Genomic DNA, 25,062 nt, shown 5'->3' on the forward strand with positions numbered 1-25,062 from the left:
ACTTTCAGTCAGTAGGTTTGAAGAAAAAAATCTAAATTCATTTTCTATATTATACTCAATGAAAATCAAAGAGCAAACTAGGAAACTAGCCGAAGGCTGTACTTGAGTACGACAAGGCGACGTTGACGTGGTTTGAATTTGATTTTCGAAGAGTATTATCCTTCTTTCTTGCATTGATTTCTCAGATATGCTACAGTGGTAGTAGCGATTACAAAACAAAAGGAGTATGCTATGAAAAATTCAGCTTTGTTAGAAGAAATCAAGACTTATAAAGGACGGGATGAGGTCCCAGAAGACTTTGATGTTTTCTGGGATGAGGAAGTGAAAAAAGTTTCAACTCTTCCAGCCTACCAGTTGGAGGAAAGAGATTTCCATATTCCCCAAGTCAAGTGCTATGAATTAACCTTTGAAGGAACCAATGAAGGTAAGGTCTATGCACGCGTCGTTCTTCCAAAGAGTGAGGAAAAAGTTCCTCTAATCTTCCATTTCCATGGTTATATGGGACGTGGCTGGGACTGGGCTGACATGCTGGCCTATACTGTGGCTGGTTATGGTGTTGTCTCCATGGATGTTCGAGGCCAGTCGGGCTATTCACAAGACGGCTTGCGTTCTCCTTTAGGAAATACGGTTAAGGGGCATATTATCCGTGGTGCTGTGGAAGGTCGGGAGCACCTCTTTTATAAGGATGTTTATCTGGACATTTACCAGTTGGTTGAAATTATTGCTAGTCTGCCTCAGGTGGATGAAAAGCGACTTTCTAGCTATGGTGCATCTCAAGGTGGTGCTCTAGCCTTGGTTGCGGCAGCACTCAATCCTCGGATACAGAAAACAGTTGCCATCTATCCCTTCTTGTCAGATTTTAGACGAGTGCTTGAGATTGGCAATACCAGTGAAGCCTATGACGAACTTTTTCGTTATTTCAAGTTTCACGACCCCTTCCATGAAACTGAGGAGGAAATCATGGCGACCCTTGCCTATATAGATGTGAAAAATCTTGCCCATCGTATCAAGGGTGAGGTTAAGATGATTACGGGCTTGGACGATGATGTTTGCTATCCTATTACCCAGTTTGCGATTTACAATCGTCTGACTTGCGATAAGGCCTATCGTATCATGCCAGAGTATGCTCACGAAGCTATGAATGTATTTGTTAACGACCAAGTCTACAATTGGCTCTGTGGCAGTGAGATTCCTTTTAAGTATGTGAAGTGATGAATGAGAGAGTCTAGTAGCTCTCTTTTTGTACAGAGTCTAGTCAGCAAATATTCTAGTTCATGTATACTTTGAAATTCATACTCTTCGAAAATCTCTTCAAACCACGTCAGCTTTATCTGTAATCTCAAAACAGTGTCTTGAGTAGCCTGCGGCTAGCTTCCTAGTTTGCTCTTTGATTTTTATTGAGTATGAGTTTTTTTCTGGGCTGTGGTGTCAAACAATTCATTTTCTATCTAGTTGGGTATAAGCTATTTCAATACATTGGAAAGCGTCTGTGAAATATGTTATAATTTATAAGAAAATATACAGTTTCGCTACAAATGAACATTTATATATACGTTTATGTATAAGATGGTTTTCTCATTAGGATAATATCTTATAAAAACGATATTCCTGTAGATACAGTACTTAAATAGCATTTGTAAAGGAACAAAATAATCTATAGCTATTTTTATTGTAAGAATCAAAGTAGAGAATGTTATGCTAATGGAAACTGTAATATTTTATTTTTTAGAATATACTTGGATAAATTAACTTTGAAAGTTAAAGTGAGGTAATGTATGTTTGTGTGTTTAAAAGGTTTAGGGAAATTTCGTAAATCCAAAGCTTATGGTTTGGTTGGTTGTTTGACATTATCAGCGGTGATTGGCTTAGCTGCACCAGAGTTATCAGTTATTGGTGGCGGGGTTGTTTATGCTGATGTCATTCAAGGCGGTAGCGATATTCACGATGTGGATGTTCATAGTAAATCTGCAGAAGGTGTTGCTATGACTTATACCACTTATGATAGCGGAACAAGTGGAAAACAAACCGCATCAGGTAGCGGTGCCTTTGTAGCGCCGAATGTGATGGTAACAGTAGCTCATAACTACTATGATAAAAACCAAGAGGATAAGTCTGCAGTATTGCGTGGTGGGGAGTCTGCTCGTAGTTATGTTGTGATGAACTCAGAGACAGAGAAGAGTAATAAAGTACCTACTTCAGGGGTATCAGAAGCTCTTGAAAAAGACTCTATTCACTTGTATAACGGCAAAGACTTTGGGAAAGACTATAGCAACGATTTAGCAGTAGTTATCACTAAAAAACCTGTCGAAGCTATGACAGGTGGTGAGGACTCTCCAAGAGAGTTGAGTGATAAAGAGGTTTCTACGGGTGATAGCATCACTATGGTCGGATATCCCAATGATTTTTCTACTCCTAATTTAAGTAAAGAAAATAAAGCTCGATTGAAAGATGGTAAGGCTTATTCAGTCTCCACAACTGTGAGCAGTATCAATAAAGAGAGTGGTGCAGTCACTTATCATTCCTCAGCTTTAGGAGGTTTTTCAGGTGCTCCTTTGTTTAATGATAAGGGAGAGGTAGTCGGTATCCACCAGCACGGAACAAATACTTCAAACGCTCCTGAGAGTGAGCGTATTGGGGGTGGTACTATCTTTACGGAAAAGCACAGAGCTTGGATTCGTTCTATGATTGATAAATATGGTATAAAGGGTTGGTATATAGATGGTGCAAACCGTTACTACTATGATGAAAATCATATAGCTTTAAAAGATGTAGAATCTGAGATTGATGGTGCTTGGTATAGTTTTGATGAAAAAGGTCGAGCTACTTTAGTAAAAGGTGAAGAAAAAGGTCGCGTTTTACTTCGAGTGGAAGATACTAAAGGAACTCGTTTGATTTCAGATAAGGTTGTTCAGGAAGGTCCTGTTGGAAGTGGTTTGAATTTTCATTTAAGACAAAATCCAGACTTCAAACAGTTAATAGCAACTTCCCCAACAGCTAAAGTGGTATCCTATAACGGAGTGTCAATTAACAAACTAGCAAGTGATACTACTTGGTCTGATGACTATGTCAGTAAGTTAGCTTTAGGAGATACAATTATAAGAGCGGTAGTAGATTCGGTAACTCCTCCATCAACGTCTTCTTCGGATTTTGCAAGAACTGAAGTTGGTAAAGTAGATTTGAGTGGTAAATCGAATTTACCTGTACCTAGTAAAGAAGTGTTACAAGCTCCGAATGGCTCAGAAAATTTCTATGCTACAACGCACATTCAAACGCCAGATGGGTCGGGGTCAGGTACTTTAATTGCACCAAATTTGGTGTTAACAGTCGCTCATAATTTCTTAACAGTTAAAGGTTCTGAGGTAGTTACTAAATCTGGTCGTACCAATACAGTGTATAAAGCAACTTTACCGAATGGTAAGTCTGTGAATTTTTCAGATGATGATATTGTTTATTGGAATAAGAAAGACTCTGTATTTGGCTTTAAAAATGACTTAGCTTTGGTTCGGTTAAAAGAAGCAGTAAAAGGAGTAACTCCTGTAGAGGTTGTAAAACAATCTTCGAAAGTTGCAGAGGGGGATTCAGTTTCGGTCTATGGTTTTCCAGATAACAAGCTAAGTCCAGTTTTAGATAGCAAAGTAGTAGGAACTACAGACTTCGGTTCTGGAATAGAGGGAATTAGCTACGGAGGTACGAAACCTGGAGCGTCTGGTGGTGGTCTTTATAATGATAAAGGTGCTTTAATTGGCGTTCACCAAAATGGTGTTGTAGGAAGCCGCAGTGGTGGTTTAGTCTTATCAAAAGAGCAGCTGGATTGGGTTCGTTCTTATATTGAGGGTCAACCAAAAAATCCTGTCTATGTGGAAGATAAAGAAGTGGAACCTTCTAAGAAGGATTCGGATAAGGATTTAGCTGGGAAATTAGATCCAAAAAAAGATAGTGGAAAAGAATATCCTGGTATTTTAGGTACATCTGGTGACTTTGCAGCTCCGACAGTCGCTAAGCCAGAGTTTAAAGGTGGAGTTCCTTTCACTGAATCTCCTATACTGGAAATCCCAGAGTATATGGGTGTATTATCAACCTCAGGAGAAGAATCGGCCCCAACAGTTGAACAGCATGACTTTACAGGAGGAGTTAACGGAGGCGACTCACTTGTTACAGAAGTTCCAGAGTACAGCGGTATTATATCCACATTAGGAGATTCTCCAGCTCCTACAGTCGCTAAGCCAGAGTTTACAGGTGGCGTGAATGGGGGCGACTCACTTGTTACAGAAGTTCCAGAGTATAGTGGTGTTCTCTCCACATTAGGAGATTCTCCAGCTCCTACAGTCGCTAAGCCAGAGTTTACAGGTGGCGTGAATGGGGGCGACTCACTTGTTACAGAAGTTCCAGAGTACAGAGGTTTCCTATCCACATTAGGTAATTCTCCAGCTCCTACAGTCGCTAAGCCAGAGTTTACAGGTGGCGTGAATGGGGGCGACTCACTTGTTACAGAAGTTTCAGCGTATAGTGGTGTTCTATCTACATTAGGAGATTCTCCAGCTCCTACAGTAGCTAAGCCAGAGTTTAGAGACAAAGTGAATGGTTCGGATGCTGAGGTTCATCATCTTTCAGACTATACAGGTGGAGTGAATGTGGTAGCAAGTCCTATGCATGATAACAATAGAGATAGTAAGAATGAAGCAACAATGAAACAAGTTATCACAAGAATTGCTAGTTCACAACGTATTTTCAAAAATGAAGCAGGAAGTGTGCAAATTCAAGTTTCAGAAGAAGTATTGGAAAATGTGATAGGTGTTCAAATTCAAGAAGTTCAAGTTAGTGATCTAAGTTCATTAAACTATAAAGCATTTGATATTCAATTGAAGGATACAGCTGCTAGAACGGTTCAGCCTAACGGAAAAGTCCTAGTTACTTTTGCTACGGATCATTCTGTTGAGAATGTTTATGCTGTAGATCCAGAAGGAAACCTATACACTATTGAATTCGAACAAAAAGATGGAAAGATTATTTTTGAGATTAGCAATTCTAGTATTTATGCGATGACTTTCCGATTCTCTATCGACAATCCACCATTTAAAAAAACTATAGAAGCTAAAAAGAACGAGGAACTTTCTCTATCCCCTAAACTGTTATCTACAAATGAGAGATCAGGATTTAATCAATTAGATAAGACAGTAGGTAACGATGAACAGACTATGTTACCAAATACAGGTGAGACTTCTTCATTACTAACAATCTTATTTGGTTTTGTGGGAACGATCCTTGGAGTAATGATTACTTATAAACGAAAAGACAGTTAATTTTTCTTCAGTTGTTCTTTGAACTCTTATGTTTATATAAAATAAACCGAGTCTGGGACAAAAGTCTAGCCTTAAATATAAAAAGCGAACAAAACGAGTTATCTGACACTCAGAATTCTGTATTGTTCGCTTTTTTGTCTAATCTATCGATTTTTAAAATTCATAATAAAGAATTCCTAAAATCAAAATCTTTTTATACCAGACTCGCGCATCGAAGATTATGCTCAAAAAATTCCAAGCGCGATACAGTAAAGGTGTTCAAGCTAATTGTAAAGCGAAAAGAGAAAAATATGAAACAAAAGGCTCAGGGGTTATCGTTTACACTCTTTATTGAAGGAGAAAGTTTAGTCCTAACTTAATGACATTGGAGAATATATTATTTTTCTTTTTGTTATAGAAGTCGAAAGTACTTTTAAAGAATATAGAAGTATAAAAATATTTCTGAAAATAGAATCTATTGTAGATTAATATAGAAAAATATATTGTTTTATTGTATAATAAAGAAAAATCTAGATTTTTAGGAAATAAAATAATTACTTTTAGAGAGTCATAGATTAATCAATAATAAGCAATCGTATTAGTTGAATTGCTTTCCAGTGCTAACTTTTTAACTAATTCAAAAATTTTAAAAAATCGCTTAGCAAAAGCATCGGAGGAGTTATATGAATCAGAGTTTTATTAATCGTAAAAACCGATATGGTATTAGAAAATTTACTATCGGAGTTGCTTCTATAGTTATCGGCTCGGTCTTGTCTGGTATTTCACCAGTATTAGCACAAGAAACCACTACTAATATTGATGCAAATAAGGTTGAAACTACTTTAGAAAGTAGAACATCTGTATCAGGACCTATAATAGAAGTAGATTCTAGTAAATTAGCTTCAGCAATTGTTAATGGAGGTGAAATTAAAAAGGAAAGTCTGAAAGAAGAACTGCCAATTAATCAAGGGGGAAATTCTAGAAATTTTCCAGTAGAATCAAATGCAGGAAGAGGAGAAAAAACAGAGAATCTTCCAGGAAAAACTAGAAGTGCAGATGACGTTGTGCTTCCTCCACGTGATTACTTTGCCAGAGATTTGAAGAATGTTAAAACTGTATTTGAAAAAGAAGACCTTGCTACGAATGCTGGAAATGGGCAAAGAGTTGACTTGGCAGAAGCATTAGATAAGTTGAAACATCTTCAAAATGCGACTATTCATATGGAGTTTAAACCAGATGCTAACGCTCCGCAATTCTATAATCTCTTTTCTGTATCAAGTGATAAGAAAAGAGACGAATATTTCAGTATGTCTGTTAATAAAGGTACTGCGATGGTCGAAGCACGAGGAGCTGATGGAAATCATTTCTACGGAAGTTATTCAGATGCACCGCTTAAAGTAAAACCTGGTCAATGGAATTCGGTTACTTTCACAGTGGAAAGACCAAAAGCAGACCAACCAAATGGACAAGTTCGTTTATATGTCAATGGAGTTTTATCTAGAACAAATACAAAATCTGGTCGTTTTATTCAAGATATGCCAGATGTCAATAAGGTTCAGATTGGAGCTACTAAGAGAGCAAACCAAACAATGTGGGGATCAAATCTTCAGGTTCGTAATCTGACTGTATATGATCGTGCCTTGAAGCCTGAAGAAGTTAAAACACGTAGTCAGTTATTTGAGCGAGCAGATTTAGAAGTGAAATCATCGGAAAGTGCAAAAATTACAGAGAAGAAGGAAGTTTTTGTAAGTGGTGTAAATGGTGGATTGAATAAGGATGGAATTAATACTTACCGAATTCCAGCACTGCTAAAAACAGATAAAGGCACATTAATTGCCGGAGCGGATGAAAGACGTTTACAATTCGCAGATTGGGGAGATATTGGTATGGTAGTTCGTCGAAGTCAGGACGGAGGAGAGACGTGGGGAGATAGAATAACAATTTCTAATCTTCGTGATAATCCAGATGCCAAAGACAAAACTGCTCCGTCGCCATTAAATATTGATATGGTATTAGTTCAAGATCCGGAAACTAAGAGAATCTTTTCGGTTTATGATATGTTCCCAGAAGGAAAAGCAGTATTCGGTATGCCTGCTAAACCTGAAAAAGCATACGAGCGTATAGGGGATAAAACTTATCAAATTTTATATAAAACAGGCGAAAAAGGATATTATACAATTCGTGAAAATGGTGAAGTTTATAATTCTAAAAATCAAAAAACAGATTATCATGTTGTAGTAAATCCCAAAAAACTAGGATATAGCGACAAAGGTGATTTGTATAAAGGGAAGGATTTAATTGGTAATGTTTACTTTGCACAAAGTACGAAAAATCCTTTTAGAGTTGCAAATACTAGCTATTTATGGATGTCTTATAGTGATGATGATGGTAAAACATGGTCTGCACCGAAAGATATCACACCAGGGATTCGACAAGATTGGATGAAATTCCTTGGAACAGGTCCTGGAACAGGTATTGTATTACGTACAGGTAAGCATAAGGGACGGATATTGGTACCAGCTTATACAACAAACAGTATTTCGCATTTAGGTGGTTCGCAGTCTTCGCGTCTAATTTATTCAGATGATCATGGGGTAACTTGGCATGCTGGAGAAGCCCCAAATGATAATCGACCTGTTGGAAATAGTGTCATCCACTCGTCTAATATGAATAATAGTGGCGCTCAAAATACAGAATCAACTGTTCTTCAATTAAATAATGGTGATGTCAAACTCTTCATGCGTGGCTTGACTGGAGATCTTCAGGTTGCTACTAGTAAAGATGGTGGAGTGACTTGGGAGAAAACAATCAAACGTTATCCAGAAGTAAAAGATGCCTATGTGCAAATGTCAGCTATTCATACTATGCATGATGGGAAAGAGTATATTATTCTTAGCAATGCTGCTGGACCAGGACGCGAACGAAAAGATGGTCTAGTTCACTTGGCACGTGTTGAGAAAAATGGCGAGTTAACTTGGTTGAAGCATAATCTAATTCAAGGTGGGGAATTTGCATATAATTCATTACAAGACTTAGGTGACGGAGAATACGGAATTTTATATGAACATAGCGAGAATAGTCAAAATCGCTATACAATTTTTTATAAGAAATTTAATTGGAACTTCTTGAGTAAATAAAAGCTAATTATAGACATAAGAAAACATCTCTGTGTTAGGCTTGTCGTTCAAATACAAACGCTAAATTTCAAGTTAGTTAGCAACAAAAAATTCTCTGGGAGACTTGTAGTTCAAGCATTTTTTATGATAGTTGTTAATCCAATTTTTGATGAATGCGACTTCTTTAGGAGTCGTTTTCTTAGTTTCTTTAGGTAACCATTTATGAATGAGCTTATTGTGATTCTTATTATGTGACTATTAGTCCGTCTCGCTCCGTTAGGTGCGAGACAAAAAAACCACCCGCTATGCGGGTGCGCGTCGAAGGTTATACCAAAAAAACTCCGAACGCGATACAATAAAGGTGTTCAAGCCAATTGCAAAGCGAAAGGAGAAAAATATGGCACAAAAGGCTCATAGTTTATCGCACACAAAGTGGCACTGTTCTATCACATTGTGTTCACCCCTAAGTATAGACGAAAAGTCATCTATAATCAATATCGAAGTAGTTTAGGCGAAATATTTCATCGCTTGTGTAGTTATAAAGGAGTTGAAATTATCGAGGGTCACTTAATGCCAGACCATGTACACATGTTAGTGAGTATTCCACCAAGGATAAGTGTTTCGAGTTTCATGGGTTATTTAAAAGGAAAAAGTGCACTCATGATATTTGACAAACACGCCAATCTCAAGTACAAGTATTTCTAGGAGGAAGGTTATTATGTGAGTACGGTGGGACTCAATGAAGCCACGATTAAGAAATATATCCAAGATTAAAGAAATTATCCAGTGGATGATTTCTTCACGAGTATGAAAATTTGAGAACGAGTAAAGCATGATACAGCACTAGATAAATTAAGTGTAAAAGAATATGAGGATCCCTTTAGGGATAGTGGTAAGTAATACTAAAGCCTCTTTGAGAGGCAAGTGACATAAGGCTTGAACAACGTGAAAGCCAGCGTCTTTAGGCGCTGGCTGGTAATTTGGGCTTATAGCCCTGGGACAAACCACCCGTTTGACGGGTGGTCAGGATTAGTTTTAGTTCATTTGGTTGTATATACGGATATTTATATTACCTGAAACTACTTTCAGAAACAGCTGTTCTATAAAATACTTTTGAAACTGTAATCTATCCTACTACAAAGTATTGAAAGCGCTTCATAAATGATATATAATCAACTCATAAGAACAAAGAAAAGGAGGAAAGAGGATGCCACAGATTACTAAAGAAGCCTTGATTGCACAAATCAAAGATGGAATCATCGTTTCTTGTCAGGCCCTTCCTCACGAACCGCTTTATACAGAAGCGGGAGGAGTCATTCCCTTGCTGGTCAAAGCGGCTGAGCAAGGTGGAGCAGTCGGTATCCGAGCAAACAGTGTTCGCGATATTAAGGAAATCAAGGAGGTTACCAACCTTCCAATCATTGGGATAATTAAACGAGATTATCCACCACAAGAACCCTTCATCACTGCTACTATGAAAGAAGTTGATGAATTGGCAGAACTGGACATCGAGGTGATTGCTCTGGATTGTACCAAGCGTGAACGCTACGATGGTTTAGAGATTCAAGAGTTCATTCGTCAGGTTAAGGAGAAATATCCTCATCAGCTCTTGATGGCTGATACAAGTACTTTTGAGGAAGGACTAGCGGCTGTAGAAGCAGGAATTGACTTTGTCGGAACAACCTTATCAGGATACACATCTTACAGTCCTAAAGTGGATGGTCCCGATTTTGAATTAATTAAAAAACTCTGTGATGCAGGTGTAGATGTCATTGCAGAAGGGAAAATTCATACACCAGAACAAGCCAAACAAATCCTGGGATACGGAGTGCGAGGTATCGTTGTTGGTGGCGCTATTACTAGACCAAAAGAGATTACAGAACGCTTCGTTGCTGGTCTTAAATAACACAATTTAAAAACAGAGGAGAGTGGTGGATGCGTAGGATGAAATGAAAACGTATACAAATGCAATCTTACTCATTATCCAATATGGATACGCTTATCAATTAGGAGAATACAAATGAAATTTAGAAAACTAGCTTGTACAGTGCTTGCGGGTGCTGCGATTCTTGGCCTTGCTGCATGTGGTAATTCTGGTGGAAGTAAAGATGCTGGAAAATCTGGTAGTGATAGTGGAAAAACAGAAATCACTTGGTGGGCATTCCCAGTCTTCACTCAAGAAAAAACTGGTGACGGTGTTGGAACATATGAAAAATCAATCATCGAAGCTTTTGAAAAAGCAAATCCAGATGTAAAAGTGAAATTGGAAACCATCGACTTCAAGTCTGGTCCTGAAAAAATCACAACAGCTATCGAAGCAGGGACAGCTCCAGACGTACTTTTTGACGCACCAGGACGTATCATCCAATACGGTAAAAATGGTAAATTAGCTGAATTGAATGATATTTTCACAGATGAGTTTGTCAAAGATGTCAACAATGAAAATATCGTACAAGCAAGTAAGGCTGGAGATAAAGCCTACATGTATCCAATCAGTTCAGCTCCATTCTACATGGCTATGAACAAGAAAATGTTGGAAGAAGCTGGAGTTGCAAACCTTGTAAAAGAAGGTTGGACAACTGATGACTTTGAAAAAGTTTTGAAAGCGCTTAAAGATAAAGGATATACACCAGGTTCATTGTTCAGTTCTGGTCAAGGGGGAGACCAAGGAACACGTGCCTTCATCTCAAACCTTTACGGCGGTTCTGTAACAGATAAAGATGTAACAAAATATACAACTGATGATCCTAAATTCGTCAAAGGTCTTGAAAAAGCAGCTAGCTGGATCAAAGACGGTTTGTTGAACAACGGTTCACAATTTGACGGTGGAGCAGATATCCAAAACTTTGCCAACGGTCAAACATCTTACACAATCCTTTGGGCACCAGCTCAAAACGGTATCCAAGCTAAACTCTTGGAAGCAAGTAAAGTAGAAGTAGTAGAAGTACCATTCCCATCAGATTCAGGCAAACCAGCTCTTGAATACCTTGTAAACGGATTTGCAGTATTCAACAACAAAGACGACAAGAAAGTTGCAGCATCTAAGAAATTCATCCAATTTATTGCGGATGATAAAGAATGGGGTCCAAAAGACGTTGTTCGTACAGGTGCCTTCCCAGTTCGTACTTCATTTGGCAAACTTTATGAAGACAAACGTATGGAAACAATCAGTGGTTGGACTAAATACTACTCACCATACTACAACACTATCAATGGTTTTGCTGAAATGAGAACACTTTGGTTCCCAATGTTGCAATCTGTATCAAATGGTGACGAAAAACCAGCGGATGCTTTGAAAGCCTTCACTGAAAAAGCTAACGAAACAATTAAAAAAGCTACAAAACAATAAGCACTAAATCAGATTGATCCCTCCCTTTTCCCTGTGCATAGTCTATGTAAGAAAAGGGAGGATTTTGTTTGAAATGTAAGGAACTGTCACGAAATTAAAATGAAGTTCTTACATAAGCGAATCTTAAAAAATTTCATTTTGATTTTAAAACAGTTCAAGAAAGTCAAAAAATTATTCTATTTGAAAGAGAGGTGCCGACTGTGAAAGTCAATAAAATTCGTATGCGGGAAACAGTGATTTCCTATGCTTTCCTAGCACCAGTGTTGTTCTTCTTTGTCATCTTTGTATTGGCTCCTATGGTGATGGGATTCATTACAAGTTTCTTTAATTACTCTATGACAAACTTTGAGTTTGTAGGCTTAAACAACTATATCCGTATGTTTAAAGACCCTGTCTTTATGAAGTCTTTGATCAACACGGTTATCCTGGTTATTGGATCTGTGCCAGTTGTTGTTCTATTCTCACTCTTTGTAGCATCGCAAACCTATCACCAAAATGCTATCGCTAGATCATTCTATCGCTTTGTCTTTTTCCTTCCTGTTGTAACAGGTAGTGTTGCCGTAACAGTTGTTTGGAAATGGATCTATGACCCACTATCAGGGATTCTAAACTTTGTCCTCAAGTCAAGTCATATCATCAGCCAGAACATTTCTTGGCTGGGAGACAAACACTGGGCTTTGATGGCGATTATGATTATTCTTTTGACAACTTCAGTTGGTCAGCCGATTATCCTTTATATCGCTGCTATGGGGAATATTGACAATTCACTGGTTGAAGCGGCGCGTGTTGACGGTGCAACTGAGTTTCAAGTTTTCTGGAAGATTAAATGGCCTAGCCTTCTTCCAACAACTCTTTACATTGCAATCATTACAACAATCAACTCATTCCAGTGTTTTGCCTTAATTCAGCTTTTGACATCTGGTGGTCCAAACTACTCAACAAGTACACTTATGTACTACCTTTACGAGAAAGCCTTCCAATTGACAGAATACGGCTATGCCAACACAATTGGTGTCTTCTTGGCAGTCATGATTGCGATCGTAAGCTTTGTTCAATTTAAAGTACTTGGAAACGACGTAGAATACTAAAGAAAGGAGACAGCTATGCAATCTACAGAAAAAAAACCTTTAACAGCTTTCACTGTTATTTCAACTATTATCTTGCTCTTGTTGACCGTGCTGTTTATCTTTCCATTCTACTGGATTTTGACAGGGGCATTCAAATCACAACCTGATACAATCGTTATTCCTCCTCAGTGGTTCCCTAAAATGCCAACCATGGAAAACTTCCAACAACTTATGGTGCAAAACCCTGCTATGCAGTGGATGTGGAACTCTGTGTTTATCTCATTGGTAACCATGTTCTTAGTCTGTGCAACCTCTTCTCTAGCAGGTTATGTATTGGCTAAAAAACGTTTCTATGGTCAACGTATCCTATTTGCCATCTTCATCGCTGCTATGGCTCTTCCAAAACAAGTTGTCCTTGTACCATTGGTACGTATCGTCAACTTCATGGGAATTCATGACACTCTTTGGGCGGTTATCTTGCCTTTGATTGGATGGCCATTTGGGGTCTTCCTCATGAAACAATTCAGCGAAAATATCCCAACAGAGTTGCTTGAATCAGCTAAAATTGACGGTTGTGGTGAGATTCGTACTTTCTGGAGCGTAGCCTTCCCAATTGTGAAACCAGGATTTGCAGCCCTTGCAATCTTCACCTTCATCAATACATGGAACGACTACTTCATGCAGTTGGTTATGTTGACTTCACGTCAAAACTTGACCATCTCACTTGGGGTTGCGACCATGCAGGCTGAAATGGCAACCAACTATGGTTTGATCATGGCAGGTGCAGCTCTTGCAGCCGTGCCAATCGTAACAGTCTTCCTTGTCTTCCAAAAATCCTTCACACAAGGTATTACTATGGGAGCTGTTAAAGGATAATACTCTGCGAAAATCGAATTCAAGCTACGTCAGCGTCACCTTGCCATACTTAAGTATTGCCTGCGGTTAGCTTCCTAGTTTGTTCTTCAATTTTCATTGAGTATAGGAAAATCAATCTATCAAGATACAGAAATATATTTTATAGATTTAGAGAATATAGAGATTATAAGTGTCTACAAAATGTTGGGTATTTTCTTACCTTGGAGATTTTGTTAGACACTTATAAACTTAAGAATGATTTTAGTTAACTATCAGAAACGAAGGAAAGAGTATGATTTTTGACGATTTGAAAAACATCACCTTTTACAAAGGGATTCATCCCAATCTAGACAAGGCTATCGACTATCTCTACCAACATCGTAAAGCTTCATTTGAACTAGGTAAGTATGAGATTGACGGGGACAAGGTCTTTCTAGTTGTTCAGGAAAATGTCCTCAATCAAGCTGAAAATGATCAATTTGAGCATCATAAGAACTATGCAGATTTGCATTTGCTGGTGGAAGGACATGAATATTCGAGCTACGGTTCACGTATCAAAGATGAAGCAGTAGCATTCGACGAAGCGAGTGACATTGGCTTTGTTCATTGTCATGAAGACTACCCACTCTTGTTGGGTTATCACAATTTTGCGATTTTCTTCCCAGGAGAACCACACCAGCCAAATGGCTATGCAGGTATGGAAGAGAAGGTTCGTAAATATCTCTTTAAAATTTTGATTGATTAAAAAATCAGGAGGAGCAAACATGGCACAAAAAGGAGTAAGCCTTATCAAGGCAGCATTTGATACAGATAACTTTCTCATGCGTTTTAGTGAGAAGGTCTTGGATATCGTGACAGCCAATCTTCTTTTTGTTGTCTCTTGTTTGCCCATCGTGACGATTGGAGTGGCTAAAATTAGCCTCTACGAGACTATGTTTGAGATTAAGAAGAGCAGACGTGTGCCTGTCTTTAGAATCTATCTAAGAGCTTTCAAGCAAAATCTGAAATTGGGTTTCCAATTAGGTTTGCTAGAGTTGGGCATTGTTTTGTTGAGTCTTTTAGACCTCTATCTCTTCTGGGGTCAGACAGCTATGCCTTTCCAAATGGTGAAAGCTATCTGTCTAGGCGTTCTTATCTTCCTCACTGTCGTGATGTTGGCTAGCTATCCCATCGCTGCACGCTATGATTTGACTTGGAAAGAAGTCTTACAAAAAGGACTTATCTTGGCAAGTTTTAACTTTCCTTGGTTCTTCCTCATGTTAGCCATTCTCTTTCTCATTGTGATGGTTCTTTATCTGTCCGCCTTCAGTTTGCTTTTAGGTGGCTCAGCCTTCCTGCTTTTTGGGTTTGGACTCTTGGTCTTTATTCAGACTGGATTGATGGAGAAAATTTTCGCAAAATACCAATAGAATGGCTTGTCTATGAAACTACTTTCAAGCCATAAATATTTCAAAAATCATATTGAAACTAAAATCTAAGTGTACACAAGATGTTGAAAGCGTTTTTCACAAGGTGTATACTAAACACGTAAAGAATAAATCCTGCTGTTAGCAGAAAAAAAGAAATCTTAGGAGAAAATCTATGTCAGATTTAAAAAAATATGAAGGTGTCATTCCAGCCTTCTACGCATGTTATGATGATCAAGGAGAAGTAAGTCCAGAGCGTACGCGTGCCTTGGTTCAATACTTCCTTGATAAAGGTGTTCAAGGTCTTTATGTCAATGGTTCTTCTGGTGAATGTATCTACCAAAGTGTTGAAGACCGCAAGTTGATTTTGGAAGAAGTCATGGCAGTTGCCAAAGGTAAATTGACCATCATTGCTCACGTTGCTTGCAACAATACCAAAGATAGTATGGAACTGGCTCGTCATGCTGAAAGCTTGGGTGTAGATGCCATTGCAACGATTCCACCAATTTACTTCCGCTTGCCAGAATACTCAGTTGCTAAATATTGGAACGATATCAGTTCTGCAGCTCCAAACACAGACTACGTGATTTACAACATTCCTCAATTGGCAGGGGTTGCTTTGACTCCAAGCCTTTACACAGAAATGTTGAAGAATCCACGTGTTATCGGTGTGAAGAACTCTTCTATGCCAGTTCAAGATATCCAAACTTTTGTGAGCCTTGGTGGAGAAGACCGTATTGTCTTTAATGGTCCAGATGAGCAGTTCCTAGGAGGACGCCTCATGGGTGCTAAGGCTGGTATCGGTGGTACTTATGGTGCTATGCCAGAACTCTTCTTGAAACTCAATCAGTTGATTGCTGATAAAGACTTGGAAACAGCGCGTGAATTACAGTATGCTATCAACGCTATCATTGGTAAACTCACTTCTGCACATGGAAATATGTATGGTGTCATTAAAGAAGTCTTGAAGATCAATGAAGGCTTGAATATTGGTTCTGTTCGTTCACCATTGACACCAGTGACTGAAGAAGATCGTCCAGTTGTAGAAGCAGCTGCAGCCTTGATTCGTGAAACCAAGGAGCGCTTCCTCTAATCCATAAGGAGGTATTTATGACACACTACGTTGCAATTGATATCGGTGGAACAAATATCAAATATGGTTTGATTGACCAAGAAGGACAACTTGTTGAATCGCATGAAATGCCAACAGAGGCGCATAAGGGTGGACCTCATATCTTACAAAAAACCAAAGATATTGTAGCCAGCTATTTAGAAAAAGGCCCAGTAGCAGGTGTTGCCATTTCTTCTGCAGGAATGGTGGATCCAGATAAGGGTGAGATTTTCTACGCTGGACCGCAAATCCCTAACTATGCAGGAACCCAGTTCAAGAAGGAAATCGAGACTAGCTTTGCTATTCCTTGTGAGATTGAAAATGATGTCAACTGTGCAGGTCTGGCTGAAGCGGTATCTGGTTCAGGTAAGGGAGCGAGTGTCACCCTTTGCTTGACCATTGGAACCGGTATCGGTGGTTGTTTGATTATGGATGGGAAAGTCTTCCATGGATTTAGCAATTCGGCCTGTGAAGTTGGTTATATGCATATGCAGGATGGAGCGTTCCAAGATTTGGCTTCTACAACAGCCTTGGTGGAGTATGTAGCAGCAGGTCATGGAGATCCAGTTGATCAGTGGAATGGCCGACGCATCTTTAAGGAAGCCACTGAAGGCAACAAGATTTGTATGGCTGGTATTGACCGCATGGTAGACTATCTAGGAAAAGGTCTGGCAAATATTTGCTATGTGGCCAATCCAGAAGTAGTCATTCTCGGTGGTGGTATCATGGGACAAGAGGCTATCCTCAAACCCAAGATCCGCACAGCCTTGAAAGAGGCTTTGGTACCAAGCCTAGCGGAAAAAACACGATTAGAATTTGCCCATCACCAAAATACGGCAGGTATGTTGGGTGCTTATTATCACTTTAAAACAAAACAATCCTAGTTTGGCCCAGCCAAACTAGGATTTTCTAATCAAGTTCCCTTGACTTTCTTTATAATTGTGAGATAATAAATAAAATATATAATGGAGTTATATAAAATGGTTATAGCGAATTCAAATAAAATTGTGACCTTCCAAGCTAATAGAGAATTAGTAAATGATGCCATGGAAGTGTTAAAAGAAAAAAATCTCTCTCTTTCATCAGCACTTAGATTATTTTTAAAGAATGTTGCCGTAACAAATGAAGTAGATTTACTGAGTGAAGAGGAATTAGAGAAGGAGTATTTGTTTAGACAATTACAAGCAGAAGTTCAAGAAAGTTATGCCAAAATTGAGGCTGGAAATTACTTGACAGATGAGGATGTCGTGACACGCTATGGATTATAAAAAATATAGGATTTTGTATTCTCCTAGAGTGATCGATAGTTTGGATAAAATATATCAGTATATAGCAGAGGAAATCTGTTCTGTAGAGGCTGCGAGACGAAAAGTGGCGAGTATCAGAAAAGATATTAATCGGCTAGAAATTTTCCCCCAAGCTGGATTTGATGCCGATGAAAAATTTGGTAAGAAATTAGATCCTCGCTACCAAACGCGAGGATTGACCTTGAGTAAGGATTACATCGTATTATATACAATTGTTGAGGATACCGTCAGACTTGCTTATTTACTCCCTTCAAAAAGTGATTACATGAAATTATTCAAGACTAAGTCAAGATATGACTAATTCATAATCTTGAAGAGGTATGTTTGGTGATGAATAAAAATCCTAGTTTGGCTCAGCCAAACTAGGATTTTCTGACACGTTTTTGTCTACGATAGCCGTTGAGTTTTTTATTTTCCCAGTAGCTATTAAAGATTTTTTCCTTGCTTTCGCGATTGATTTCCAAAAAGTAGGCATAAATCAAATCGATAAAGAAGAGCATAGGAAGTTGAGCGGATATTCGTTGGATATAGGAAGGCTGGCTGTGGGTTGCTACAAGAACAGTCTCTGTGTAGGCCTGACTATCTTTATTGGGAACACTTGAAAAGAGTACAGTCTTTGCCCCCATCTCCTTGGCGTCTAATAAACTGTCTAAAATAGAGGGAGTTGCGCCAGAAAGTGAGAAACCAAGTACGAGACAATTTTCATCCATAATGCTGGTTGTCCAAGCAAAGCCGTCTTGATCGGTTAAAGCTTCGCAGACCACGCCCAGACGCATGAAGCGTAATTTCATTTCACGAGCGACAAGGCCAGAACTCCCTGTTCCGAAGAAGTAGACACGCTCAGCATCTTCGATTAATTGGGCAATTCGTTCTAGTTGGACTTCGTCAATCAAGTCTTGTGTTTGTTCCCTCATATTGCTATAGCTTCTGAGGACTCGTTTGGTCAGTGGACTGTGCTTGAAGACTTGGTTGGCTTGATTTTCTGCCTGATGTTGGTATTGGAAAATAAATTCTCGGTAGCCAGTAAAGCCACACTTTTTAGCAAAGCGGGTCAGAGCAGCCTGGGAGATATGTAATTTTTGAGTGACCTGTTGGGAGGAAAGGTCATCTTGAATGGTTTCTGCTTGTAAAAAATAGCGAGCGATTTCTTGCTCTAGGTCTGTCATTTCTTCAAAATGTGAATCAATGACAGTTGCGATATCTGGTTTGTCCATAGGGAAGGCTCCTTTAAATGAGTCGTGTTGGAAAAAGACTAGATTATTGAACTTTTACATTCATTATAACATATAATATAGGGATGGATAAATAAAAACGTATCTTACTGTAAAAACGAAAAAAAGCTTCTTACTTTTCCATAATTTTCTACTCAAATTGTGGTACAATTAAGAGTAAGATTTTAAGTTAGAAATGAGACTGATTTGTATGAGAAAATTTAACAGCCATTCGATTCCGATTCGGCTTAATTTATTGTTTTCAATCGTCATTTTACTCTTTATGACCATTATTGGTCGTTTGTTGTATATGCAGGTTTTGAACAAGGATTTTTACGAAAAAAAGCTAGCCTCAGCTAGTCAGACCAAGGTCACAACCAGTTCTGCCCGTGGGGAAATCTATGATGCTAGTGGAAAACCTTTGGTAGAAAATACGTTAAAACAGGTTGTTTCCTTTACGCGTAGCAATAAAATGACGGCTACAGACTTAAAAGAAATAGCTAAAAAGTTACTGACTTATGTGAGCATCAGTTCGCCAAATTTGACAGAACGCCAGCTGGCTGATTACTATTTGGCTGATCCTGAAATCTATAAAAAAACAGTGGAAGCTCTCCCAAGTGAGAAACGCTTGGATTCAGATGGCAATCGCCTATCCGAATCAGAACTGTATAACAATGCGGTCGATAGTGTCCCAACAAGTCAACTAAACTATACAGAGGATGAAAAGAAAGAAATCTATCTTTTTAGTCAGTTAAATGCTGTTGGAAACTTTGCGACAGGAACCATTGCGACAGATCCTCTAAATGATTCTCAGGTAGCTGTTATTGCCTCTATTTCAAAGGAGATGCCTGGCATTAGTATTTCTACTTCTTGGGATCGAAAGATTTTGGAAACTTCCCTTTCTTCTATAGTAGGGAGTGTATCCAGTGAAAAAGCTGGTCTCCCAGCGGAAGAAGCAGAAGCCTATCTTAAAAAAGGCTATTCTCTAAATGACCGTGTTGGAACCTCCTATTTGGAAAAGCAATATGAAGAGACCTTACAAGGGAAACGCTCGGTAAAAGAAATCCATCTGGATAAATATGGCAATATGGAAAGCGTGGACACAATTGAGGAAGGTAGTAAGGGAAACAATATCAAACTGACCATTGATTTGGCCTTCCAAGATAGCGTGGATGCTTTGCTGAAAAGTTATTTCAATTCCGAGCTAGGAAATGGTGGAGCCAAGTATTCTGAGGGTGTGTATGCAGTCGCCCTTAACCCCAAAACAGGTGCTGTTTTGTCTATGTCAGGACTCAAACATGACCTGAAAACGGGAGAGTTGACTCCTGATTCCTTGGGAACGGTAACCAATGTCTTTGTCCCAGGTTCGGTTGTTAAGGCCGCTACCATCAGCTCAGGTTGGGAAAATGGTGTTTTATCAGGAAACCAAACCTTAACAGATCAGCCTATTGTTTTCCAAGGTTCAGCTCCAATTTATTCTTGGTATAAATTGGCATATGGATCTTTTCCTATTACAGCTGTGGAAGCCTTGGAGTATTCATCCAATGCTTACATGGTTCAAACCGCTCTTGGAATCATGGGCCAGACCTATCAACCAAATATGTTTGTTGGAACCAGCAATTTGGAAACAGCTATGGGAAAACTTCGTGCGACCTTTGGCGAATATGGCTTGGGGGCTGCGACCGGAATTGACCTACCAGATGAATCTACTGGATTTGTTCCCAAAGAGTATAGCTTTGCTAATTACATCACCAATGCCTTTGGGCAGTTTGATAACTATACGCCCATGCAGTTGGCTCAGTATGTAGCAACTATTGCAAATGATGGTGTTCGTGTGGCTCCTCGTATTGTTGAAGGCATTTATGGTAATAATGATAAGGGAGGACTGGGTGACTTGATTCAGCAACTGCAACCGACAGAGATGAATAAGGTCAATATATCCGACTCCGATATGAGTATCTTGCACCAAGGATTTTACCAAGTATCGCATGGAACTAGTCCCCTTACGACAGGACGGGCGTTTTCAGATGGCGCCACTGTTTCTATCAGTGGTAAGACCGGTACAGGTGAAAGCTATGTAGCTGGTGGTCAAGAAGCTAATAATACCAATGCCGTGGCCTATGCTCCAACAGAAAATCCTCAAATTGCAGTTGCAGTAGTCTTTCCTCATAATACCAATTTAACCAAAAATGTTGGGCCAGCAATTGCGCGTGACATTATCAATCTGTATCAAAAATACCATCCAATGAACTAGAAAGGAAATTATGCTTTATCCAACACCCATTGCCAAGCTGATTGACAGTTATTCCAAACTTCCTGGTATTGGGATTAAGACAGCAACTCGACTGGCCTTTTATACTATTGGAATGCCGGATGACGACGTCAATGAATTTGCAAAAAATCTTCTTGCAGCCAAGCGAGAATTGACCTATTGCTCTATTTGTGGACGATTAACAGATGAAGACCCGTGCTCTATCTGTACCGATCCTAGCCGTGATCAGTCTACGATTCTGGTCCTGGAGGATAGCCGCGATGTCGCTGCCATGGAAAATATTCAGGAATACCACGGACTTTACCATGTCTTACATGGTCTTATTTCTCCTATGAATGGTATCAGTCCAGACGATATCAATCTCAAGAGCCTTATGACTCGTCTTATGGATAGTGAAGTTTCAGAGGTAATCGTAGCAACCAATGCCACAGCAGATGGGGAAGCGACTTCCATGTATCTTTCCCGCTTACTCAAGCCAGCTGGGATCAAGGTTACGCGTCTGGCACGAGGCCTCGCTGTGGGAGCAGATATCGAGTATGCGGATGAAGTGACCCTCTTACGGGCTATTGAAAATCGAACAGAGTTGTAAGTGTAGACAAATTTACGAACTCCATTCATTTATAAAAAAATCAAGGAGGCTGAAAATCGTTCATATCGGCCTCTTTTTGTATAGTGTGATGAGTAGGAGCAGGTTCAAGTTTTAAAAAAACAAGCAAATATGATATACTAAAGAGCGAGTATTCTAGTAGAATTAGGACAAATAATATGAAACAAACGATTATTCTTTTATATGGTGGACGGAGTGCGGAACGCGAAGTCTCTGTCCTTTCAGCGGAAAGTGTCATGAGTGCGGTCAATTACGACCGTTTCACAGTCAAGACTTTCTTTATCAGTCAGTCAGGTGACTTTATCAAAACGCAGGAATTTAGTCAGACTCCAGGTCAAGAGGACCGTCTCATGACCAATGCGACCATTGATTGGGATAAGAAAGTTGTACCAAGTGCCATCTACGAAGAAGGGGCAGTTGTCTTTCCAGTTCTTCACGGTCCGATGGGAGAAGATGGCTCTGTTCAAGGTTTCCTTGAAGTTTTGAAAATGCCTTATGTCGGCTGTAATATCTTGTCATCTAGTCTTGCCATGGATAAAATCACGACCAAGCGTGTTCTGGAATCTGCTGGTATTGCCCAAGTTCCTTATGTGGCTATCGTTGAAGGGGATGATGTGACTGCTAAAATCGCTGAAGTGGAAGAAAAATTGACTTATCCAGTCTTCACTAAGCCGTCAAACATGGGTTCTAGTGTCGGTATTTCCAAATCTGAAAACCAAGAGGAACTCCGTCAAGCTTTGAAACTTGCCTTCCAATATGACAGTCGTGTCTTGGTTGAGCAAGGGGTAAATGCCCGTGAAATCGAGGTTGGTCTACTAGGAAACTACGATGTCAAAAGCACGCTACCAGGAGAAGTAGTCAAGGATGTTGCCTTTTATGACTACGATGCCAAGTATATTGACAACAAGATTACCATGGATATCCCAGCTAAAATCAGTAATGATGTGGTAGCTGTCATGCGTCAAAATGCAGAAACTGCCTTCCGTGCGATTGGTGGTTTAGGTCTATCTCGTTGTGATTTCTTCTATACAGATAAGGGAGAAATCTTCCTAAATGAACTCAATACCATGCCAGGTTTCACCCAGTGGTCTATGTACCCACTACTTTGGGACAATATGGGAATCAGCTACCCAGAACTAATCGAGCGTTTGGTGGATCTTGCCAAGGAAAGTTTTGACAAGCGCGAAGCGCATTTGCTATAAAAATAAAAGAGAGGGTAGGAGCCAGAACCATCACTGCAAGGTGATCAGAGTTCTCGGACTTCAGCCCTTTTTAAAGGAGTAGAAATGAAATTAACAATCCATGAAGTGGCTCAAGTTGTAGGAGCTAAAAATGATGTCAGTATCTTTGAGGACACCCAGTTAGAAAAAGCTGAGTTTGACAGTCGCTTAATTGCGACAGGAGATTTATTTGTGCCCCTCAAGGGTGCGCGTGATGGTCATGACTTTATCGAAACAGCTTTCGAAAATGGCGCTGCTGCAACCCTGTCTGAGAAAGAGGTTGCAAATCATCCCTATATTCTAGTAGATGATGTCTTGACTGCCTTTCAGCAACTAGCAGCCTACTATCTTGAAAAAACGACTGTTGATGTCTTTGCGGTTACGGGTTCAAATGGTAAAACAACGACCAAGGATATGTTAGCGCACTTGCTATCAACAACCTACAAAACTTACAAAACACAAGGCAACTACAATAATGAGATTGGTCTTCCTTACACAGTTCTCCATATGCCTGAAGGAACAGAAAAGTTGGTCTTGGAGATGGGGCAGGATCACTTGGGCGATATTCATCTCTTGTCTGAATTGGCTCGTCCAAAAACAGCCATCGTGACCTTGGTTGGAGAAGCCCATTTGGCCTTTTTCAAAGACCGTTCTGAGATTGCTAAAGGAAAAATGCAAATTGCAGACGGGATGGCACCTGGTTCCTTGCTTTTAGCGCCAGCTGACTCGATTGTAGAGGACTACTTGCCAACTGATAAAAAGGTGGTTCGTTTTGGGCAAGGGGCAGAGTTGGAAATCACAGACTTGGTTGAGCGCAAGGATAGTCTGACATTTAAGGCTAATTTCTTGGAACAAGTCCTTGATTTGCCAGTGACTGGTAAGTACAATGCCACTAATGCTATGATTGCATCCTATGTTGCCTTGCAAGAAGGAGTGACTGAGGAACAAATTCATAAGGCCTTCCAAAAACTTGAATTGACGCGTAACCGTACCGAGTGGAAGAAAGCAGCCAATGGAGCAGATATCCTATCAGATGTTTACAATGCCAATCCAACTGCTATGAAGCTGATTTTAGAGACTTTCTCTGCCATTCCAGCTAATGAAGGTGGCAAAAAAATCGCTGTCTTGGCGGATATGAAGGAACTTGGTGACCAGTCTGTTCAACTTCATAACCAGATGATTTTGAGCCTTTCTCCAGATGTGCTGGATACCGTTATTTTCTATGGAGAAGATATTGCTGAATTGGCCCAACTTGCCAGTCAAATGTTCCCAATCGGCCACGTTTACTACTTCAAGAAAACAGAAGATCAAGACCAATTTGAAGACCTAGTTAAGCAGGTTAAGGAAAGTCTAGGAGCTAATGACCAAATCTTGCTCAAAGGCTCTAACTCTATGAACCTAGCCAAGTTGGTAGAAAGTTTAGAAAATGAAGACAAGTGATTTTGTCAAACATTTACGTATTTCTAAATTCATTTTTGACAAATAGCATGGTATAATAAAATGCAGGAAAATTTTGAATCATGAGGAATACTAGATGAATTTATGGGATATTTTTTTTACGACCCAAGCAACAGAGCCACCCAAGTTTGATCTTTATTGGTATGTCAGTATATTTACACTCTTGGCCTTGACCTTCTATACAGCCTATCGTTATCGTGAAAAGAAGGTTTACCAACGATTTTTCCAAATCTTGCAGGCCGTTCAGTTAATCCTTCTTTATGGTTGGTATGGGGTCAATCATATGCCACTGTCAGAAAGTTTACCCTTTTACCATTGCCGTATGGCTATGTTTGTGGTGCTCTTGCTTCCTGGTCAGTCTAAATATAGGCAGTATTTTGCATTACTAGGAACATTTGGGACATTAGCTGCCTTTGTTTATCCAGTGCCAGATCCTTATCCATTCCCGCATATTGCCATTTTATCCTTTATCTTTGGCCACTTAGCTCTCTTGGGGAACTCTCTAGTTTATCTCTTGAGACAGTACGATGCGAGAATGCTAGATGTGAAAGGAATTTTTCTTATGACCTTTGGACTAAATGCCTTGATTTTTGTGGTCAATTTGGTAACAGGTGGCGATTATGGATTTTTGACAAAACCGCCATTGGTTGGAGATCACGGCTTAGTAGCTAATTATTTAATCGTTTCCCTGGCCTTGTCAGCGGCGATTACGTTGACAAAGAAAATTTTGGAACTATTTTTAGAACAAGAAGCAGAAAAAATGATTGCAAAGAAAGCTTAGAAATGAGCTTTCTTTTTTGTACA

General features: G+C 39.4%; 18 protein-coding genes and 3 pseudogenes. 19 read left to right on the forward strand and 2 right to left on the reverse strand.

Annotation, left to right across the window (positions count from 1 at the left end; all coding sequences use genetic code 11):
• Positions 1 to 231 precede the first annotated feature (231 nt).
• The 3 genes and pseudogenes from QS39_RS05175 to QS39_RS05195 all read left to right on the forward strand — a co-directional run.
• Entirely contained in the window at positions 232 to 1,212 is a 981-nt protein-coding gene (locus QS39_RS05175) for an acetylxylan esterase (protein ID WP_077804814.1), read from the forward strand.
• A gap of 563 nt (positions 1,213 to 1,775) precedes the next feature.
• Entirely contained in the window at positions 1,776 to 5,300 is a 3,525-nt protein-coding gene (locus tag QS39_RS05190) for an SIALI-17 repeat-containing surface protein (protein ID WP_077804816.1), read from the forward strand.
• Between the two features lie 662 nt (positions 5,301 to 5,962).
• Positions 5,963 to 8,413: pseudogene (locus QS39_RS05195) on the forward strand (sialidase domain-containing protein); the annotation flags it as partial.
• Positions 8,414 to 8,463: 50 nt separating this feature from the next.
• Here QS39_RS05195 and QS39_RS10775 read toward each other — a convergent pair.
• Positions 8,464 to 8,644, reverse strand: a pseudogene (locus tag QS39_RS10775) (IS30 family transposase); the annotation flags it as partial.
• 148 nt (positions 8,645 to 8,792) lie between these two features.
• On the opposite strand from QS39_RS10775, the pseudogene tnpA reads away from it, so the two are divergent.
• The 11 genes and pseudogenes from tnpA (at position 8,793) to QS39_RS05255 (ending at position 17,791) form a co-directional block, all read left to right on the forward strand.
• Positions 8,793 to 9,295, forward strand: a pseudogene (gene tnpA, locus QS39_RS05205) (IS200/IS605 family transposase).
• Between the two features lie 307 nt (positions 9,296 to 9,602).
• Positions 9,603 to 10,301, forward strand: coding sequence for an N-acetylmannosamine-6-phosphate 2-epimerase (locus QS39_RS05210; protein ID WP_077804818.1), 699 nt, complete (start codon positions 9,603 to 9,605; stop codon positions 10,299 to 10,301).
• A 114-nt stretch (positions 10,302 to 10,415) separates the two neighbouring features.
• Positions 10,416 to 11,744 carry an ABC transporter substrate-binding protein gene (locus QS39_RS05215; RefSeq protein ID WP_077804819.1) on the forward strand — a complete coding sequence of 443 codons (1,329 nt, stop codon included), beginning with the start codon at positions 10,416 to 10,418 and terminating at the stop codon, positions 11,742 to 11,744.
• A gap of 221 nt (positions 11,745 to 11,965) precedes the next feature.
• A complete protein-coding gene (locus tag QS39_RS05220; RefSeq protein WP_162489574.1) occupies positions 11,966 to 12,832 on the forward strand; it encodes a carbohydrate ABC transporter permease in 867 nt (288 codons plus the stop codon).
• A 15-nt stretch (positions 12,833 to 12,847) separates the two neighbouring features.
• Positions 12,848 to 13,687, forward strand: a complete 840-nt coding sequence (locus QS39_RS05225) for a carbohydrate ABC transporter permease (protein WP_001192010.1) — start codon at positions 12,848 to 12,850, stop codon at positions 13,685 to 13,687.
• 271 nt (positions 13,688 to 13,958) lie between these two features.
• Positions 13,959 to 14,411: a NanQ anomerase/TabA/YiaL family protein gene (locus QS39_RS05230; RefSeq protein ID WP_077804821.1), complete on the forward strand. Its 453-nt coding sequence runs from the start codon at positions 13,959 to 13,961 to the stop codon at positions 14,409 to 14,411.
• 19 nt (positions 14,412 to 14,430) lie between these two features.
• Complete coding sequence (locus tag QS39_RS05235; protein ID WP_077804822.1) at positions 14,431 to 15,075, forward strand: YesL family protein; 645 nt, start codon at positions 14,431 to 14,433, stop codon at positions 15,073 to 15,075.
• Between the two features lie 172 nt (positions 15,076 to 15,247).
• Entirely contained in the window at positions 15,248 to 16,165 is a 918-nt protein-coding gene (locus tag QS39_RS05240) for a dihydrodipicolinate synthase family protein (RefSeq protein ID WP_077804823.1), read from the forward strand.
• 17 nt (positions 16,166 to 16,182) lie between these two features.
• Entirely contained in the window at positions 16,183 to 17,067 is an 885-nt protein-coding gene (locus QS39_RS05245) for an ROK family protein (protein ID WP_077804824.1), read from the forward strand.
• Positions 17,068 to 17,163: 96 nt separating this feature from the next.
• On the forward strand, positions 17,164 to 17,451 hold the full coding sequence (gene relB / locus QS39_RS05250) for a type II toxin-antitoxin system RelB/ParD family antitoxin (RefSeq protein WP_000233903.1): 288 nt from the start codon (positions 17,164 to 17,166) through the stop codon (positions 17,449 to 17,451).
• A complete protein-coding gene (locus QS39_RS05255; protein WP_077804825.1) occupies positions 17,441 to 17,791 on the forward strand; it encodes a type II toxin-antitoxin system RelE/ParE family toxin in 351 nt (116 codons plus the stop codon). The genes relB and QS39_RS05255 overlap by 11 nt, the downstream gene beginning before the upstream one ends.
• A 61-nt stretch (positions 17,792 to 17,852) precedes the next feature.
• Here the strand turns inward: QS39_RS05255 and QS39_RS05260 are convergent, their stop codons facing one another.
• Positions 17,853 to 18,704, reverse strand: coding sequence for a MurR/RpiR family transcriptional regulator (locus QS39_RS05260; RefSeq protein WP_077804826.1), 852 nt, complete (start codon positions 18,702 to 18,704; stop codon positions 17,853 to 17,855).
• Between the two features lie 193 nt (positions 18,705 to 18,897).
• Here QS39_RS05260 and pbp2b point away from each other — a divergent pair, with 193 nt between their 5' ends.
• From pbp2b to QS39_RS05285, 5 genes are all read left to right on the forward strand, one after another.
• On the forward strand, positions 18,898 to 20,955 hold the full coding sequence (gene pbp2b / locus QS39_RS05265) for a penicillin-binding protein 2B (protein WP_077804827.1): 2,058 nt from the start codon (positions 18,898 to 18,900) through the stop codon (positions 20,953 to 20,955).
• Positions 20,956 to 20,965: 10 nt separating this feature from the next.
• Positions 20,966 to 21,562 (forward strand): recombination mediator RecR, encoded by a 597-nt coding sequence (recR, locus tag QS39_RS05270; RefSeq protein WP_000966739.1) that lies wholly within the window; start codon positions 20,966 to 20,968, stop codon positions 21,560 to 21,562.
• A 176-nt stretch (positions 21,563 to 21,738) separates the two neighbouring features.
• Entirely contained in the window at positions 21,739 to 22,782 is a 1,044-nt protein-coding gene (locus QS39_RS05275; protein WP_077804828.1) for a D-alanine--D-alanine ligase, read from the forward strand.
• An 84-nt stretch (positions 22,783 to 22,866) separates the two neighbouring features.
• Positions 22,867 to 24,240 (forward strand): UDP-N-acetylmuramoyl-tripeptide--D-alanyl-D-alanine ligase, encoded by a 1,374-nt coding sequence (locus tag QS39_RS05280; protein ID WP_077804829.1) that lies wholly within the window; start codon positions 22,867 to 22,869, stop codon positions 24,238 to 24,240.
• A gap of 94 nt (positions 24,241 to 24,334) precedes the next feature.
• Complete coding sequence (locus QS39_RS05285) at positions 24,335 to 25,039, forward strand: YwaF family protein (protein ID WP_077804830.1); 705 nt, start codon at positions 24,335 to 24,337, stop codon at positions 25,037 to 25,039.
• The last annotated feature ends 23 nt before the right edge of the window (positions 25,040 to 25,062 follow it).

The sequence above is a fragment of the Streptococcus mitis genome, assembly GCF_002005545.1.
Classification (GTDB): Bacteria; Bacillota; Bacilli; order Lactobacillales; family Streptococcaceae; genus Streptococcus; species Streptococcus mitis_I.

Bases quoted from the DNA above. Each gene is read 5' to 3' on its own strand.
- QS39_RS05175 (WP_077804814.1), top strand. From the start codon at position 232: ATGAAAAATTCAGCTTTGTTAGAAGAAATCAAGACTTATAAAGGACGG.
- QS39_RS05190 (WP_077804816.1), top strand. From the start codon at position 1,776: ATGTTTGTGTGTTTAAAAGGTTTAGGGAAATTTCGTAAATCCAAAGCT.
- QS39_RS05210 (WP_077804818.1), top strand. From the start codon at position 9,603: ATGCCACAGATTACTAAAGAAGCCTTGATTGCACAAATCAAAGATGGA.
- QS39_RS05215 (WP_077804819.1), top strand. From the start codon at position 10,416: ATGAAATTTAGAAAACTAGCTTGTACAGTGCTTGCGGGTGCTGCGATT.
- QS39_RS05220 (WP_162489574.1), top strand. From the start codon at position 11,966: ATGCGGGAAACAGTGATTTCCTATGCTTTCCTAGCACCAGTGTTGTTC.
- QS39_RS05225 (WP_001192010.1), top strand. From the start codon at position 12,848: ATGCAATCTACAGAAAAAAAACCTTTAACAGCTTTCACTGTTATTTCA.
- QS39_RS05230 (WP_077804821.1), top strand. From the start codon at position 13,959: ATGATTTTTGACGATTTGAAAAACATCACCTTTTACAAAGGGATTCAT.
- QS39_RS05235 (WP_077804822.1), top strand. From the start codon at position 14,431: ATGGCACAAAAAGGAGTAAGCCTTATCAAGGCAGCATTTGATACAGAT.
- QS39_RS05240 (WP_077804823.1), top strand. From the start codon at position 15,248: ATGTCAGATTTAAAAAAATATGAAGGTGTCATTCCAGCCTTCTACGCA.
- QS39_RS05245 (WP_077804824.1), top strand. From the start codon at position 16,183: ATGACACACTACGTTGCAATTGATATCGGTGGAACAAATATCAAATAT.
- relB (WP_000233903.1), top strand. From the start codon at position 17,164: ATGGTTATAGCGAATTCAAATAAAATTGTGACCTTCCAAGCTAATAGA.
- QS39_RS05255 (WP_077804825.1), top strand. From the start codon at position 17,441: ATGGATTATAAAAAATATAGGATTTTGTATTCTCCTAGAGTGATCGAT.
- QS39_RS05260 (WP_077804826.1), bottom strand. From the start codon at position 18,704: ATGGACAAACCAGATATCGCAACTGTCATTGATTCACATTTTGAAGAA.
- pbp2b (WP_077804827.1), top strand. From the start codon at position 18,898: ATGAGACTGATTTGTATGAGAAAATTTAACAGCCATTCGATTCCGATT.
- recR (WP_000966739.1), top strand. From the start codon at position 20,966: ATGCTTTATCCAACACCCATTGCCAAGCTGATTGACAGTTATTCCAAA.
- QS39_RS05275 (WP_077804828.1), top strand. From the start codon at position 21,739: ATGAAACAAACGATTATTCTTTTATATGGTGGACGGAGTGCGGAACGC.
- QS39_RS05280 (WP_077804829.1), top strand. From the start codon at position 22,867: ATGAAATTAACAATCCATGAAGTGGCTCAAGTTGTAGGAGCTAAAAAT.
- QS39_RS05285 (WP_077804830.1), top strand. From the start codon at position 24,335: ATGAATTTATGGGATATTTTTTTTACGACCCAAGCAACAGAGCCACCC.